This window comes from Micromonospora rosaria (assembly GCF_001567585.1).
In the GTDB taxonomy this organism is placed as follows: domain Bacteria; phylum Actinomycetota; class Actinomycetes; order Mycobacteriales; family Micromonosporaceae; genus Micromonospora; species Micromonospora rosaria.
This window is the reverse complement of record NZ_LRQV01000036.1, coordinates 1-13,916: the sequence shown is the minus strand read 5'-3', so window position 1 is coordinate 13,916 and position 13,916 is coordinate 1. Positions and strand designations below refer to the sequence as shown.

General features: G+C 75.7%; 17 protein-coding genes. 1 reads left to right on the top strand and 16 read right to left on the bottom strand.

Going from position 1 to position 13,916, the window contains the following annotated elements; translation table 11 throughout:
• Positions 1-61: 61 nt before the first annotated feature.
• Positions 62-1,105 carry a chymotrypsin family serine protease gene (locus AWW66_RS12465; protein WP_067364571.1) on the top strand — a complete coding sequence of 348 codons (1,044 nt, stop codon included), beginning with the start codon at positions 62-64 and terminating at the stop codon, positions 1,103-1,105.
• 66 nt (positions 1,106-1,171) lie between these two features.
• On the opposite strand, the gene AWW66_RS12460 is transcribed toward AWW66_RS12465, so the two are convergent.
• The 16 genes from AWW66_RS12460 to AWW66_RS12385 all read right to left on the bottom strand — a co-directional run.
• On the bottom strand, positions 1,172-1,750 hold the full coding sequence (locus AWW66_RS12460) for a hypothetical protein (RefSeq protein WP_157527420.1): 579 nt from the start codon (positions 1,748-1,750) through the stop codon (positions 1,172-1,174).
• Positions 1,751-1,880: 130 nt separating this feature from the next.
• A complete protein-coding gene (locus AWW66_RS12455; protein ID WP_067364565.1) occupies positions 1,881-2,441 on the bottom strand; it encodes a hypothetical protein in 561 nt (186 codons plus the stop codon).
• 13 nt (positions 2,442-2,454) lie between these two features.
• Positions 2,455-3,876 carry a DUF58 domain-containing protein gene (locus AWW66_RS12450; RefSeq protein WP_083978435.1) on the bottom strand — a complete coding sequence of 474 codons (1,422 nt, stop codon included), beginning with the start codon at positions 3,874-3,876 and terminating at the stop codon, positions 2,455-2,457.
• Positions 3,876-4,883 carry an AAA family ATPase gene (locus tag AWW66_RS12445; RefSeq protein ID WP_067364562.1) on the bottom strand — a complete coding sequence of 336 codons (1,008 nt, stop codon included), beginning with the start codon at positions 4,881-4,883 and terminating at the stop codon, positions 3,876-3,878. The genes AWW66_RS12450 and AWW66_RS12445 overlap by 1 nt, the downstream gene beginning before the upstream one ends.
• Positions 4,880-5,461, bottom strand: a complete 582-nt coding sequence (locus AWW66_RS12440) for a hypothetical protein (RefSeq protein ID WP_067364559.1) — start codon at positions 5,459-5,461, stop codon at positions 4,880-4,882. The genes AWW66_RS12445 and AWW66_RS12440 overlap by 4 nt, the downstream gene beginning before the upstream one ends.
• Positions 5,458-6,195, bottom strand: coding sequence for a DUF4129 domain-containing protein (locus tag AWW66_RS12435; RefSeq protein WP_067364557.1), 738 nt, complete (start codon positions 6,193-6,195; stop codon positions 5,458-5,460). The genes AWW66_RS12440 and AWW66_RS12435 overlap by 4 nt, the downstream gene beginning before the upstream one ends.
• Positions 6,196-6,278: 83 nt before the next feature.
• Entirely contained in the window at positions 6,279-7,019 is a 741-nt protein-coding gene (locus AWW66_RS12430) for a uracil-DNA glycosylase (protein WP_067364554.1), read from the bottom strand.
• Positions 7,012-7,677: a dienelactone hydrolase family protein gene (locus AWW66_RS12425; RefSeq protein WP_067364551.1), complete on the bottom strand. Its 666-nt coding sequence runs from the start codon at positions 7,675-7,677 to the stop codon at positions 7,012-7,014. Before AWW66_RS12425 ends, AWW66_RS12430 begins: the two co-directional genes overlap by 8 nt.
• A 198-nt stretch (positions 7,678-7,875) precedes the next feature.
• Positions 7,876-8,862, bottom strand: coding sequence for an HAAS signaling domain-containing protein (locus AWW66_RS33675; protein WP_067364548.1), 987 nt, complete (start codon positions 8,860-8,862; stop codon positions 7,876-7,878).
• A complete protein-coding gene (locus tag AWW66_RS12415) occupies positions 8,859-9,191 on the bottom strand; it encodes a PadR family transcriptional regulator (RefSeq protein ID WP_067364545.1) in 333 nt (110 codons plus the stop codon). Before AWW66_RS12415 ends, AWW66_RS33675 begins: the two co-directional genes overlap by 4 nt.
• A 222-nt stretch (positions 9,192-9,413) precedes the next feature.
• Positions 9,414-10,040: an endonuclease V gene (locus tag AWW66_RS12410; RefSeq protein ID WP_245648205.1), complete on the bottom strand. Its 627-nt coding sequence runs from the start codon at positions 10,038-10,040 to the stop codon at positions 9,414-9,416.
• 41 nt (positions 10,041-10,081) lie between these two features.
• Complete coding sequence (locus AWW66_RS12405; protein WP_067364542.1) at positions 10,082-11,011, bottom strand: Ppx/GppA phosphatase family protein; 930 nt, start codon at positions 11,009-11,011, stop codon at positions 10,082-10,084.
• Between the two features lie 8 nt (positions 11,012-11,019).
• Entirely contained in the window at positions 11,020-12,297 is a 1,278-nt protein-coding gene (locus AWW66_RS12400) for a hypothetical protein (RefSeq protein WP_067364539.1), read from the bottom strand.
• Between the two features lie 51 nt (positions 12,298-12,348).
• Positions 12,349-12,891 (bottom strand): amino-acid N-acetyltransferase, encoded by a 543-nt coding sequence (locus AWW66_RS12395; RefSeq protein WP_067364536.1) that lies wholly within the window; start codon positions 12,889-12,891, stop codon positions 12,349-12,351.
• Positions 12,888-13,490, bottom strand: a complete 603-nt coding sequence (locus tag AWW66_RS12390) for a DUF501 domain-containing protein (protein ID WP_067364533.1) — start codon at positions 13,488-13,490, stop codon at positions 12,888-12,890. The genes AWW66_RS12395 and AWW66_RS12390 overlap by 4 nt, the downstream gene beginning before the upstream one ends.
• A gap of 58 nt (positions 13,491-13,548) precedes the next feature.
• Positions 13,549-13,916: FtsB family cell division protein (locus tag AWW66_RS12385; RefSeq protein WP_169807102.1), on the bottom strand; the 368-nt coding region annotated here is incomplete at its 5' end.

Below are 13,916 nucleotides of genomic sequence, written 5' to 3'. Positions count from 1 at the left end.
ATCGGCCCTTTTCTGTTCTAGGCCACGACCACGTGGCCCGTGCGTACAGGGAAGGATCCCGATGCCCAGGACGAAGAGGACGATCATCGGTGCGGCGATCGCCGCGACCGCTGTTCTGACGCTTCTCACCACCGGCCCCGCCCAGGCGGGACCGGGCAAGGACAAGGAGCCCACCAGCCCCGCCGCGGCGAAGCTCGACGAGAGCCGCGCCCCGGACCGTGTCGCCCGCGCCGCCGTCTCCTCCCCCGCCGCCGAGACGGCGCTGGCGACGATCCAGACCCGCATCGCCGACTACGTCGCCAGGAACGGCACCCGGTACTCGTTCGCCAGCTACGTGGACGGCCGGACCGGGAAGATCGTCCTGAACACCGACGCGCCCTCGGGCGTCGTGGCGTCCCTGACCGACCTCGCCGGCGGACAGGCCGCGCAGCGCCAGGCGGCCCGCGAGATCCAGGTCAGCCGCAGCAGCACCACCGACTCCTGGCACCGTCGCGACGACGTGCCGGCCTACTACGGCGGCGGGGGTCTGCTCGCCTCGGGCGCCCTCTGCTCCTCGGGGTACGCCGTCCAGAACGGCGCCGGAACCGTGTTCATGACCACCGCCGGCCACTGCTACGCCGACGGCACCACCGTCTCGACCGAGTCCGGCGCCAACACGTACGGCACCGTCTCCAACCGGCGCCTGCCCACCGTCACCGGCCACGCCATGGACTTCGAGCTGATCGGCGGCTCGTTGTACGCGGGCCGCGTCTTCACCGGCGGGGTCACCAGCACCACCAGCATCCCCGTGGTCTCGGCCGGCGCGGCGAGCGTCGGGTACACGGACTACTGCCACAGTGGCCGGACCACCGGCGAGAACTGCGGCCACACCGCGACCAGCGTCACCGCGCAGGTCTGCACCACCACCGGGTGCAAGTCGCCCGTCATCGCCTTCACCGGCGGCACGCTGAGCGCGGGCGGTGACTCCGGCGGCGCGTTCTACGCCAAGGACGCCTCCGGCGCCTGGATCCGGGGCAACGTGATCGCCGGGGGCGGCGGCACGGCGTACGCGCAGCCGTGGACCGTGCTCTCCAGCCACCTGGGCGTCAGCATCGTGCTGGGCTGACCCCGACCGCACCTGACGGCTGGGAACCGCACCGCGGTTCCCAGCCGTTCGCGTTCGCCACCGGCGTCACCGCACCTCGATCGGCCACGGCCCGCCGTAGGACTCCACCACGGCCCCGTCGTCCGTCGTGACCGTCGTCCGGGCGTACAGCTCGTACGTACCGGTCGGCACCGCGCCACCGCCCGGCTCGCAGCCCACCAGCGGCGCCTCGCCGGGCAGACTCCGCACCTCACCCGGAGCCAGGTCCCACCGCACCCCCACCGCGTCCTGCGCCATCGGCAGGGTCACCACGCGGCCCTGCCGGACCAGGAAGACGTCGGCGCGCGGCAGCGCGACGCCCCGTACCGGCTGCCGGCCGGCGACCTCGACCGTCCCGACCACCGCCGGCTCGTCGGCCGACACGCTGGTGGGAAAGCGCCCGGTCAGGGTCATCCCCCCGGCGGCGGGCGGACGGAACGGCTGCCCGCACTCGACGACGGCGGGCTCCGCGGCCCCGGTGGGCTCCCGGGAGACCGGCTCCCCGGACGACGACTCCGGCTCGGCCCTGCCACCGGCACCCTCGCCGCTCGCGCAGGCGGCCAGGGTGAGGACGAGGACCAGGGCACACCCGGTCAACCGACCGACACATCCCACGTGGTGGCGCATGACGACATCCCCTCACGTCCGTCTCGACGGGTCGGTGATTGGACTCCCCGGCCGCCACCATGGTTCCGGCCGGTGGGCCGGGCGCGGTGCGACTCGCCGTCGCCGCGCCGCCGCAGTCCCCCGGAAGGGGTCACCGACGTCGGAGCAGCCAGCGCAGCAGGAGGGTCAACCCCACCGCGACCAGGAGCCCGGCCACCGTGGCGGCGCGCAGGCCGTCGCCCGCCCGGATCGCGCCCGCCTCGACCAGCAGCACCCCCAGCACGGCGGAGGCCAGGACCACCGCGCCCGCCCGCGTCAGCCACCCGGTGAGCACCTGCGGGTCGATCACCGCGTCGTAGGGCAGCAGCGCGGCCAGCGCGCAGAGGGTGTGCGCCAGGTAGAGCAGCGCCGCCACGGCGATCAGCCGCCACAGGGCGGCCGGCCGGCCGTACCCGGCGGCGGCGAGCAGCCAACCGCCCACCGTTACCAGCGCCGTGAAGGTCGGCCACACCCGGCCCGGCCCGACCGCCGGCAGCAGCGCGGCGATCGCCAGGACGCCGAAGGCCCGGCCGACCAGGACCTCGGACGGGAAGGCGAGGGCGAACCCGGCCAGCGTGGTGAGGAAGATGCCGACCCGCACGAGCAGCGGCAGGAGGCTGACCCGGGTGACCGCGTACCGCAGGGCGCGGAACCGTTCGGTGACCGCGTTCACGCCCGCTCCCCGCTCACCGGGCACCCGCCCGGGGTGCGGTGGCCAGCCGGGCCACGTCCCGCAGCACCTCGTCCAGGCTGCCGGCGCCGGCCCAGCGGACCACCGGTACGCCGTGCTCCCGCAGTTGGCGGATCATCGTGTCCCGGTCCAGCCGCCACAGCCGGTACGCCACCTCCGCCCAGCCCTCGCCCCGGGGCAGGGCGAGGTCGGCCGGCAGGGTGTCCACGGCCACCACGAACCGCCCGGAGCGGGCCAGCCGGGCCAGCATCTGGGCGGACCGCTCGTCCAGCAGCGGGGTGAGGACCACCGCCAGCGCGTCCGAGGAGAGCAGGTGCGGGCCGAAGACCTGGTCGTACGGCTCGTGCGGGGAGGACTCGGCGCGGATGTCGAGCAGCCACTCCAGCACGGTCAGGTACTGCCGGCGGCCGGTGGCCGGGCGGAGCCGGCGGGCGGCCGGGCCGTACTCCAGCAACGAGACCCGGTCGCCCCGGTGCAGGTAGTGCTCGGCGATGGCGGCGGCGGCCCGGACCGTGGTGTCCAGCACCGAGGCGGAACCGCCGACCCCGCCGGAGCGCCCCGCCTCGGCGAGCACGTCGAGCAGGACCACCACCTCGGCGTCCCGGTCGGAGAGGGTCGCCGCGACGTGCAGTTGCCGGGCGCGCAGGGAGACCCGCCAGTCGATGCGGCGCAACCGGTCACCGGGGGCGAAGACGCGCACCCCGGCCAGTTCACCGCCCTCCCCCGGCCGCCGGGAGTGGTGCGCGCCGACCAGTCCGGCGGCCCGGGGCATCGCCTCCACCGCGTCGAACGGCTCCGTCCTCGGGTAGACCCGGACCCGGGCCGGCTCGACGACGGTGGCCCGGGAGACCAGGAGGCCACCGGCGGCGGCGGCCCGCGCCCCGGCCGGCCCGACCGGGTGCCGGCCCCAGCGGCGGGCCGTCCCGGACAGGGTCACGTCGACGGCCGCGCCGCCGGGTACCGAGGTGACGAAGGGCCGGTCCGCGCCACCGGAGCGGGCCACCTCCAGCCGTACCCCGCCGAAGTCCACCCGGGTCATCCGCAGCCACGGGGAGACCCGGGTACGGATCACGGTCAGGTCGTACCCGGCCTGCTCGGGGTTGCCGACGGTGGCGGTGGCGGTCACCTCGCCCCCCTCGACCAGGTGCCCGTCGTCGGCGGTCAGCCAGAGGTGCGGCCCGGCGGCGGGCCGGCGACGCAGCGCGTACGCGGTGCCCAGGGCGAACGGGGTGGCCAGCACCACCAGGTCGACCCGACCGAGCAGCACCGCGGCGATCAGCAGCAACCCGGTGAGCAGCACCGCCCGCCCCAACGCCCAGGTGGGCGTCCAGCCGGAGGTGCCCTCCCGCCCCGGCCCGCCACCGTCGACGGCCGGGTCGGCAGCGGCGGGTCCGCCGCCGGCGGTGAGGGCGGCCATCAGCGTCCGGACCGGCCACCGGCGTGGCTGGGCAGCGCCCCGCTGGCCGGTGCGGGAGTGGCGTCGAGCACCTCACCCACCACGAAGGACGGGTCCACCCGGCGCAGCCACATCTCCGGGCGCAGGGTGATCCGGTGCGCCAGGGCCGGCGCCGCGACCTCCTTGACGTCCTCGGGGACCACGTAGTCCCGGCCGGCGAGGACGGCGCGGGCGCGGGCCAGCAGCAGCAGTGCCAGCGAGCCCCGGGGCGAGGCGCCGACCAGCACCGACGGGTGCTCCCGGGTGGCCGAGGTCAGCGCCACGATGTACCGCCCGACGGAGTCCTCCACCACCACGTCCTCCAGCGCGGCCTGCATCGCCCGCAGCGTCCGGGCGTCCACCACCGGGGAGATCACCGCCTCCTCCCGGCGGCGGGTCATCCGGCGGCGCAGCACGTCCCACTCCTCCTCCGGCTCGGGGTAGCCGAAGGAGACCCGGAGCAGGAACCGGTCCAACTGCGCCTCGGGCAGCGGGTAGGTGCCCTCGTACTCGATCGGGTTGGCGGTGGCCAGCACGTGGAACGGCTCGTCCAGCCGGTACGTGACCCCCTCCACCGAGACCTGCTTCTCCTGCATCGCCTCCAGCAGGGCGGACTGGGTCTTCGGCGGGGTCCGGTTGATCTCGTCGGCGAGCAGCAGGTTGGTGAAGACGGGGCCGGCCCGGAAGGAGAAGTCCCCGCTGCTCTGGTCGTACAGGAACGAGCCGGTGACGTCGGCGGGGAGCAGGTCGGGGGTGAACTGGAGCCGGCGGAAGTCCAGCCCGAGCGCCTGGGCGAAGCAGCGTGCGGTCAGCGTCTTGCCCAACCCGGGCAGGTCCTCCAGCAGCACGTGACCGCCGGCCAGGATGCCGGCGAGGACCAGTTCCAGGGCGTCCCGCTTGCCGACCACGACCGAGCCCACCGCGTCCAGCACCGACCGGGCCAGGTGGCCGACCTCGGCGGGGGGAATGGTCCGGTCCACGTCGTTCATATGTTCTCCAGGTCGGCGACGATCACCGCGAGGTCGCGCGGCGACGGGGTGCGTCGGGGCGGGGTTTCCAGGAAGATCCAGAGCCGCTCGCCCAGCAGGGCGCGGGCCCGGACGGGGTCGGAGTCGCGGGTCAGGCCGTGCCGTTGCCGCAACCGCTCGTCGGCCAGCTCACCGAGGCGGGGCTGGACCAGGTCGACGAACCGGTCCGGCCGGCCGGTCGACCAGTCCAGCGGGGTCGCCCACCGGTTGACGGCGGTCCGCAACGCGTCACTGGCCCCCCAGTTCCAGGTGCCCGGCTCCTCACCGGAGCCCAGCCGGACGCCGGCCCGCCGGGGCGGCGGGGCGAGGGCGGTGGTCACCCGGTGCACCGCCTGGACGGCGAGGACCCCGGCCACCACCACCTCCAACGAGACGGTGAGGCCGACCGCCCGCAGCACCACGACGACCACCACGGTGACCGCCGCGGTGACCGCGAGGAACTTCACCACCCGGCGGGCCCGGCCGCCCCGGACCCGTTCCGGGCGGGCCGGCCGCTCCTCCTCGGAGCGGAGCAGGTCGTCGATGCTCGTGCTGCTCACGCCGGGACCTCGCCCCCGGCGGTGGCGGTGAGTTCACCGCGCAGCCGGCGCAGGGCGGCCCGCGCCTGGTCGCGGGTGCGTTCGTCGACGGGCCGGGTGGCGTACCGGGCCTCGCGGTAGACGTGGGCGAACTCGGCCAGCACGTCCGCGCTGACGATCGCCGGCACCCCGGCGGCCGGGTCCCCCCGGAGCAGCCGGGTGACCAGGTCGGTGGGGGTGTCGCCGGCCAGCCGGGGCACCCCGGCGCTGCCGGCGGCCTCCTCCAGGCGGACCCAGCAGGCGATCACGGCGGCGCGCGGGTCGGTCGCGGAGTCGTCGAGGTCGGTCAGCCCGGCGTCGAGCGCGGCGACCACCTCCCGGGCGGTGCCCTCGGCGGTGCGCCGGGCCCGCTGCTGGGGCAGGGCCCGGGTGGTCCGCCGCAGCGCCCCCCGGAGCAGGGTCCACGCGAGGTAGCCGAGGACGACCAGCACGGTGAGCGCGAGCAGGACGATCGCGGTGGTGGCGAGCCACCGGGGCAACTGCGGCTGCGTCGGCTCGCCGGCGTCCCGGGGCTCGACCGGGATCGACGTCTCCGGCACCCCCTCCGGGTACTCGGGCACGTACGGGATGTGCTCGCTGGCGGGCGGGACGCGGTTCGCCCCGATCGCCGAGTTGCCGGCGGCGAGCGCCACCGCCCCGAGCAGGACGACGACCAGGGCCACCGGCCACCACCGGCGCAGTTCGTTCGACTCCACCGGCCGTTACCCCCGGACCGCCGACGGGTACGGCCCGACGGGCGCACGTCGTCCGTCCGTCATCGCCACCGCCCCACGCAGTCTCAGTCCAGCCCGGCCACCTGCTTCGCCCGGGCGAACACGTCGTCCAGCATTCCCGGCGTCAGCCGCCCGGTGAAGGTGTTCTGCTGGCTGACGTGGTAGCAGCCGAGCAGTTCCGGTACGGCCGTGCCCGACCAGTGTGCCCCATGGCCGAACGCCGGTCGCGGGCTGGGCGGGCGGTGCCCGTACACCGCACGGAGCACCGGCCACCACGCCGCCCAGGCGAACGCGCCGAGCGCGACCACCACCCGCAGGGTGGGCCGGATCAACGCCACCTCGCGGTGCAGCCAGGGCGCGCAGGTGTCCCGTTCGGCGGGGGTGGGCTTGTTCTCCGGCGGGGCGCAGCGCACCGCGGCGAAGATCCGGGTGCCGGTCAGCGCGAGCCCGTCGTCGGCGGCGACGCTGGTCGGCTGGTTGGCCAGGCCGGCCCGGTGCAGGGCGGCGAAGAGCACGTCACCGGAGCGGTCACCGGTGAAGATCCGCCCGGTCCGGTTGCCGCCGTGCGCGGCCGGGGCGAGGCCGAGGACGGCGATCCGGGCGTCCGGCACGCCGAAGCCGGGGACCGGTCGCCCCCAGTACTCCTGGTCCCGGAAGGCCGCCCGTCTGGTCCGGGCGACCTCCTCGCGCCAGGCGACCAGGCGCGGGCAGGCGAAGCAGTCGCCGACCGCGCCGTCGAGGTCGGCCAGGTCGGTCGCCCGCGCGGCGCGGGCGACGACCTCCGCCGGGGTACGGGCCTCAACCAAGCCGGGACCGGAACAGTTCGAGGGTACGGGCCCACGCGCTGGCGGCGGCCTGCCGGTCGAACGCCTCCGGCCGGTCGTCGTTGAAGAAGGCGTGCCCGGTGCCCGGGTAGTCGTAGGTCTGGCAGGTGCCGCCGGCCGCCTCGATGGCCTGCCGGGTGGCGCGTACCCCGTCCGGGGTGGCCGCGCCGCTGTTCTCGGCACAGTGGATGACCGCGGTCTTACCGGCGTAGTCGGCCCGGTCGACGCCCAGGCCGTCCCAGGGCAGCGACGGGTAGAAGCCGGCGGCGGCCACGATCCGGTCGGATCGGCCGGCTGACCAGAGGGCGAGGCTGCCGCCGACGCAGAAGCCCACCGTGCCGACCTTGCCGGTGACCTCGGGCCGGGCGGCAAGGTGGTCGGCGGCCTCGGCGACGAGCCGCGCGGCGTCGTCCAGCCGCCGGCCGGTCACCGGGCCGTCCTCCGACGTCGGTGACAGGTCGGGCACCAGGGCGACGAAGCCCGCCTCGGCGAAGCGGTCCGCCACCGAGGTGATGTGCGGCACGATCCCCCACTGCTCGGGGAGGACGATGACGGCGGGGCTGGTCGCACCGCTGGAGGGTATCGCGAGATACCCCTCGCCCGGCCCGGCGTGATCGGGATAGCTCACCAGTTCGCCCATGGGTCGTCCTCCTAGCGGTCAGTCATCATTGGCTGGTCGCACAGTGGTGTTGCGTGCGCGTAGCCTGTCACGCCGTGACCGCCGCCGGAAGACGCCGGAACAGTGGTGTTCACCTCCCGTTTCCCGCTGGGAACACCTTGCGCGGTGGGGGTGACGCGCCCCCGCGGCACCCCCACCGCGCACCGCTCACCGCCCCGCTCAGGACGTCGGTCCGGGCGACGCCGGCACACTCTCCGTGGGCGGCGGCACCGGGCCGGACGGGTCGGGCGATGCTGACGCGGTCGGCGTGCCGGACGGGGTGGGGTCGGCCGCCGGGGCACCGGGGGCAGACCCCTGGGGCGCGGACCGGAACGGCGTCTGCTCCGGGCAGTACGGGTACGGCCGCACCGGCTGCCCGTCCGATCGGTACAGCACCTCGTCGCAGGCGGGGTGACCGAGCCAGATCGGGTTGCCGTCCTGGTCGAACAGGCGGGGCGGGTTGAGCAACGGCCGCCCCTGGCTGTCGTAGAAGTCCGGGGGGTGCGGCTGCTGCACCGCGATGGCCTCGTGGCCGCCGCCGGTCCAGTTCCGCTGCTCGTCGTCGAGGCTCACGAAGCCGGCCAGGGCGAAGACGACAAGCACCCCGGTACCGGCGCCGACCGCGAGCCGGGGCCAGCGGCTCAGCTGCGGGGTACGCCGGCCGAGCCACACCGAGGCGACCACGCAGACGGCGAGCAGCAGCAGGGCGGCCAGGGTGCTCCCGCCCAGCCTCGGCAGCAGCCCGAACGACCCGCCCGTGGTGACCACCGTGATCAGCATGGCGGCCAGGTACCCGCGCAGCACCCACCAGGCCGGGCGCAGCAGCCGCAGGTACTCGCTCGCCGAGGCGTACCCGAGGACGGGGCCGATCCGCCGGTCGGTGGCGCGCAGCCGGGCGCGGGCCCCGGCCAGCAGTGTGGCGGCCCGTTGGTCGAGGCTGCGCGCCGAGGCCGGACCGGTCGCCCCGGCGGCGGCCCGCAGCTCGGCCGCGTACGCCTCGGGCTCGCCGAGCCGGTCGACCAGGCTGCCGTCGGCCTCGGCGGCCACCTCGGCGAGGTGCTCCGACAGGTCCTCGGTCAGCTCGTCGCGGGTCTGCGGCGGCAGGTCGGCCAGCGCGGCCCGGACCCGTTCGACGTACGCCGTGATCTCCTGCCCAGTGACGGTCATGCCGCCATCCCCCGATCGTCGAGCAGTGCGTCCATGGTGGTGGCGAACGAGCGCCAGAGCTTGCCGGAGCGGGTCAACTGGTCCCGCCCGGCGGCGTTGAGCGAGTAGTACTTGCGGTGCGGGCCGGACTCGCTCGGCACGACGTACGTGGTCAGCAGACCGGCGGCGAAGAGCCGGCGCAGCGTGCCGTAGACCGAGGCGTCGCCGACCTCCTCCAGGCCGGCCTCCCGGAGCCGGCGCAGGATGTCGTACCCGTAGCCGTCCTCCTCCCGGAGCACGGCGAGGACCGCGAGGTCCAGCACGCCCTTGAGCAGCTGTGTGGTATCCACGCACCGCACACTACTGCGCATTGCGCAGTACCGTCAATCGAACGGGGAAGTCGGATCGGGCAGCCGTTGTCGGCTCGGGCGCTCGACGGGTGGACGACGTACCCGTGACGGCCTGTCGAGGTGCCCCCACAGCCGGGGCGCGCACCCGCGCCCGGGGGCCGACTCCCCGTGGTCCTACGGACGGGGCAGGTCGAAAGCTCGGTGGGCGCACACCGCCCGCACCTACCCGGTCGTCGGTGGCGACTCCCGCAGGGCGGCCCGGGAGAGCAGGTCGGCCTGCCGGGTCGGCTCCGGGATCCGGTACCGGGGCGCGAGCGCGATCGTCAGGTCGCTCGCCTCGGCCAGGCCCACCCGGTGCCCCACCGAGACGAAGACCGGCTTCACCCCGGCCTGGGTGCGCAGCGCCCGCCCCACCGTCTCGTCCCCGTCGAGCAGCGGCGTCCAGGCGCCCCGCGCCCGCTCCGGCTCGTCGAAGCGGGCGGTGAAGGCGGTCTTCGCCACGCCGAAGGCCGGCAGGCCGGTGAGCACCCCCAGGTGGCAGGCGAGCCCGAACCGCCTCGGGTGGGCGATCCCGTACCCGTCACAGACCAGCACGTCCGGGGAGACCGGCAGCCGCTCCAGCGCGGCCAGCAGGAACGGCACCTCCCGGAAGGCCAGCAGCCCCGGCACGTACGGCACGGTCACCTTCCCGACGACCAGCGCCGACTCGCGCACCCGTGCCGTCGCCACGTCCAGCAGGACGGCGGCGGCGACCACCCGGTCGCTGCCCACCTCGTAGGAGACGTCCAGCCCGGCGACCGTCTGCGGGGCACCCGGCAACCCGCTGCGCAGGTCGACCCGCCGACGCAACTCCTCCTGCACCCGCTCCGCCTCGGCGACGAAGTCCCCGGTCAGGCGAGACTCCAGGCGATGCCGTCGAGGATGTCGTGCTCGCTGGCGACCACCGAGGGCATCCCGGCCCGATCCATGATGACCTGGAGGACCAGGGCCCCCGCGCCGATCACGTCGGCCCGGCCCGGGTGCATCACCGGGATCTCCAGCCGCTGGGCGGCGGTCTTGCCCAGCAGGTCGGTGGTCACCTCGGCGACCCGCTCGTAGGGCACCCGGGCGTGGTGGATGCGCGCCGGGTCGTACCCGGTCAGGCCCTGGGCGATGGCCACGACGGTGGTGACCGATCCGGCGAGGCCGACCAGCGTGGCGGCCTCGCGGCCCGGCACGGTCGCCAGCGCCCGGTCCACGGCGGCGGCGATGTCGGCCCGCGCGGCGGCGACCTGCTCCGGGGTGGGCGGGTCGCCGGCCAGGTGCCGTTCGGTCATCCGGACGCAGCCGATGTCCACCGAGACGGCCGCCGCGACCCCGCGGGCGCGGGTGCCGACCACGAACTCGGTCGAGCCGCCGCCGATGTCGACCACCAGGTACGGCTCCTCGGCGTCGGCGGGGAGCCCGCGCACCGCGCCGGTGAACGACAGCCGGGCCTCCTCGTCACCGCTGACCACCTCGGGCGCGACCCCCAGGGTCTGCTGCACCATGGCGCGGAAGTCGTCGGCGTTGGAGGCGTCCCGGGACGCCGAGGTGGCGCACATCCGCACCCGCTCCGCGCCCAGCTTCTCGATCTCGGTGGCGTAGTCGGCCAGCGCCACCCGGGTCCGCTCGATCGCCTCCGGCGCGAGCCGGCCGGTGCGGTCCACGCCCTGGCCGAGCCGGACGACCTCCATCCGCCGGCTCAGGTCGGCCAGCGGGGCCTGCGGACCGGCCGCCGGGTCGGGCAGGTCGGCCACCAGCAGCCGGATCGAGTTGGTACCGCAGTCGATGGCCGCCACTCGCGTCGTCACGACGGCAACCCTACGGCAGCCGCCGGCCCGGAGGTCGGCCGCCGTGGCCGGTACCGGGCCAGCCGGGGGACCCAGGGCAGCAGGGCGACCACGAGCAGCACCGTCACCAGGGGCAGCCGCCACAGCAGGGGCACGTTCGGCGCGGGCGGGTCGGCCGGTGCCGCCGCCACCCAGGGCCGGGCCGTCTTGGCCCAGGCGAGGAAGGCGTCCCCGATCGGCATCGCCCCGAAGGCGTACCGCTTGGTCCACGGCGTGTCCAGCGGCAGCCCGGCCAGTTCGCCGTAGTTGGCCAGGCCCCGGGCCAGCCGGTCGTCGCCGTGCGCCTGGGCCGCGCCGAGGGTCACCACGGTGGCCGAGAGACTCACCCCGAGCAGCAGCGGCCCGGAGTCCACGTCCCCGGCCCCGGACGTCCCGACCGGGTACTCGCGCACCGCCGGGCCCAGGCGCAGCGGCGAGACCACGAACCGGTCCCGGAAGCGCAGGTACTGCTCACGGGCGAAGCCCGGGTCGACGTCCACCAGGAACCGGTGGATCATGCTCTGCGAGGTGCCCCGGGCCACCTCGGCCGGCTCGCCGGTCACCGGGTCCACCCGGTGCGGCATCAGCCCGGTCGTCGGGTCCAGCCGCTGGCGTACCCCGTCGAGCCACCGGCCGACCGTCCCGCCGAACCGGGGCGGCAGCAGGGTGTCGTGCAGCCGCAGCGAAGCCACCGCCACGGTCGAGTCCACCGGCCAGGCCTGCCCCGGGTACGCGGCCAGGTAGGGCGTCGGGGCGGCGGCGAAGGCGGCCCCGAGCGCGGCCGAGTCGTCGGCGAACCGGCGCAGGTCCGCCGGGTCCCGCCGGTCGGCCGGTTGCAGGGCCAGCACCCCACCGCGCAGCCAGTTGGTCCAGCCCAGGTAGAAGACCCCGTACGCGGGGGTGAGGTCGGGGCTGAACGGCGCCCGGCCGGCCGGCGAGTCCAGCCGGTCCAGGGCCCACCGGGCCTCCCGCAGCGCCTCGGCCCGCTCCCCCGCCGGTCGGCGCAGCCCGGACTCGACCCAGGTCAGGCCGTACAGCGCGTGGGCGAAGAAGTACCCCTCGGGGAAGAGTTCCTGGGCGCGTTCGCCCGCCCCGTCGGCCAGCGCCGCCCGCAGGAAGGTGAGCTGCCGCCGCACCCCGGGCGGCTCGCCGTCCACCCCGCCGGTGGCCGGCAGCACCAGCCGGCTCGCGCCGACCAGGGCGAGGACGCTGACCAGCAGCGCGCAGACCGTACCGAGCCGCCGGGTCGTCGTCACGCCGCCAGCATGCCGTGACCGGTCAAGCCCTCCGGCAGCCGCCGTACCGGCTCAGAGGCGCAGCAGCATGCGGGTGTTGCCGAGGGTGTTCGGCTTGACCCGTTCCAGGCCGAGGAACTCGGCGACACCCTCGTCGTACGAGCGCAGCAACTGCTCGTACACGGGCTGCGGCACCGGGGCGCCGTCGATCGGCTGGAAGCCGAACGAGCCGAAGAAACGGGTCTCGAAGGTGAGCACGAAGATCCGGGCCACGCCCAGCTCCCGGGCGGCGTCGATCAGCTCGCCGACGATCCGGTGCCCGAGGCGCTGCCCCCGGCACGACGGGTCGACCGCCACCGTACGGATCTCGGCCAGGTCCTCCCACATCACGTGCAGCGCGCCGCAGCCGACCACCGCCTCGTCGGTGGCCCGCACCGCGACCCGGAACTCCTGCACGTCCTCGTACAGGGTGACGGTGGCCTTGCTGAGCAGCCGCCGGTCGTTGGTGTACGTGTCCACCAGCCGACGGATCCCCCGGACGTCCCGGGTCCGGGCCCGCCGCACGAGGATGTCGCTGGCCCCGCCCCCGTCGACGCCGACCGGTGGCCCGCTCACCCGCCCACCGGCCCGTCGGAGGGGACGTCCACCGGCCCGTCGGCCCCACCCGCCGGGACGTCCACGCAGGGGCCGGCGGCCCACCAGCGCTCCACCAGCGCCAGCGTCTCGTCGCCGAACGGGTTCACCCCGGGGCCCGCCGCGAGGGCGTGCCCGAGGTGCACGTGCAGACACTTGACCCGGCCGGGCATCCCACCGGCGGAGATGCCGGCGATCTCCGGTACCTGGCCGATCGCGTCCCGCCGGGCCAGGTAGTCCTCGTGCGCGGCCCGGTACCGGGCGGCCAGTTCCGGGTCGGCGGCGAGCCGCTCGGCCATCTCCTTCATCAACCCGGCCGACTCCAGCCGGCTGCACGCGGCGGTCGCCCGGGGGCAGGTCAGGTAGAACAGCGTCGGGAACGGCGTCCCGTCGGCCAGCCGGGGGGTCGTCTCCACCACGTCCGGCAGGCCGCACGGGCAGCGGTGGGCCACCGCCCGGGTACCCCGGGGCGGGCGTCCGAGCTGCGCGGCCACGGCGGCCAGGTCGGCCTCGGTGGCCGGCTCCCGCGTGGGCGGGGGTACGGCGTCCGCTGCCGGCTCCTGCGGGGGTACGACGGTCACGCTGCGCCCATCTCTCGTCGGTGGTGGTGTCCTCGCGCCCGGTGCGGGCGTGGCCCGGTCAGCGGCCGGGGTGCCCGGCGTCGGCGGCCCGGATGCTCGACCAGAGGGTGTCGTACCACGGGTCGGGGGTCTCGGGCTGGACGGGCCGGCTGGCCGCGCCGGCGTCCCGGGCGGCGCCGGCCGGGTCGTTGAGCACGATGACCGGCACCTCCCCGGGGTAGACCATGTAGAACCGGCGCCGGGCCTCGCTCTCGATGAAGGCCGGGTCCTGCCACTTGGCCGCCTCGATGGAGCGCTGCTCGATCAGGGCCCGCTGGGCGGCCTGGGCCGCCTCCATCCGTTCGATGTCGGCCTTCTGGTCGAGGTACACCCGCACCGGGTAGGTGTAGGCCAGGGCGAGCGCGATCAGCACCGCGAAGAGCACGG

Excerpts from the sequence above, each read along its gene's own strand:
- AWW66_RS12460 (WP_157527420.1), bottom strand. The coding sequence starts at position 1,750 with ATGCGCCACCACGTGGGATGTGTCGGTCGGTTGACCGGGTGTGCCCTG.
- AWW66_RS12450 (WP_083978435.1), bottom strand. The coding sequence starts at position 3,876 with ATGGCCGCCCTCACCGCCGGCGGCGGACCCGCCGCTGCCGACCCGGCC.
- AWW66_RS33675 (WP_067364548.1), bottom strand. The coding sequence starts at position 8,862 with ATGACCGTCACTGGGCAGGAGATCACGGCGTACGTCGAACGGGTCCGG.
- AWW66_RS12425 (WP_067364551.1), bottom strand. The coding sequence starts at position 7,677 with ATGGGCGAACTGGTGAGCTATCCCGATCACGCCGGGCCGGGCGAGGGG.
- AWW66_RS12465 (WP_067364571.1), top strand. The coding sequence starts at position 62 with ATGCCCAGGACGAAGAGGACGATCATCGGTGCGGCGATCGCCGCGACC.
- AWW66_RS12445 (WP_067364562.1), bottom strand. The coding sequence starts at position 4,883 with ATGAACGACGTGGACCGGACCATTCCCCCCGCCGAGGTCGGCCACCTG.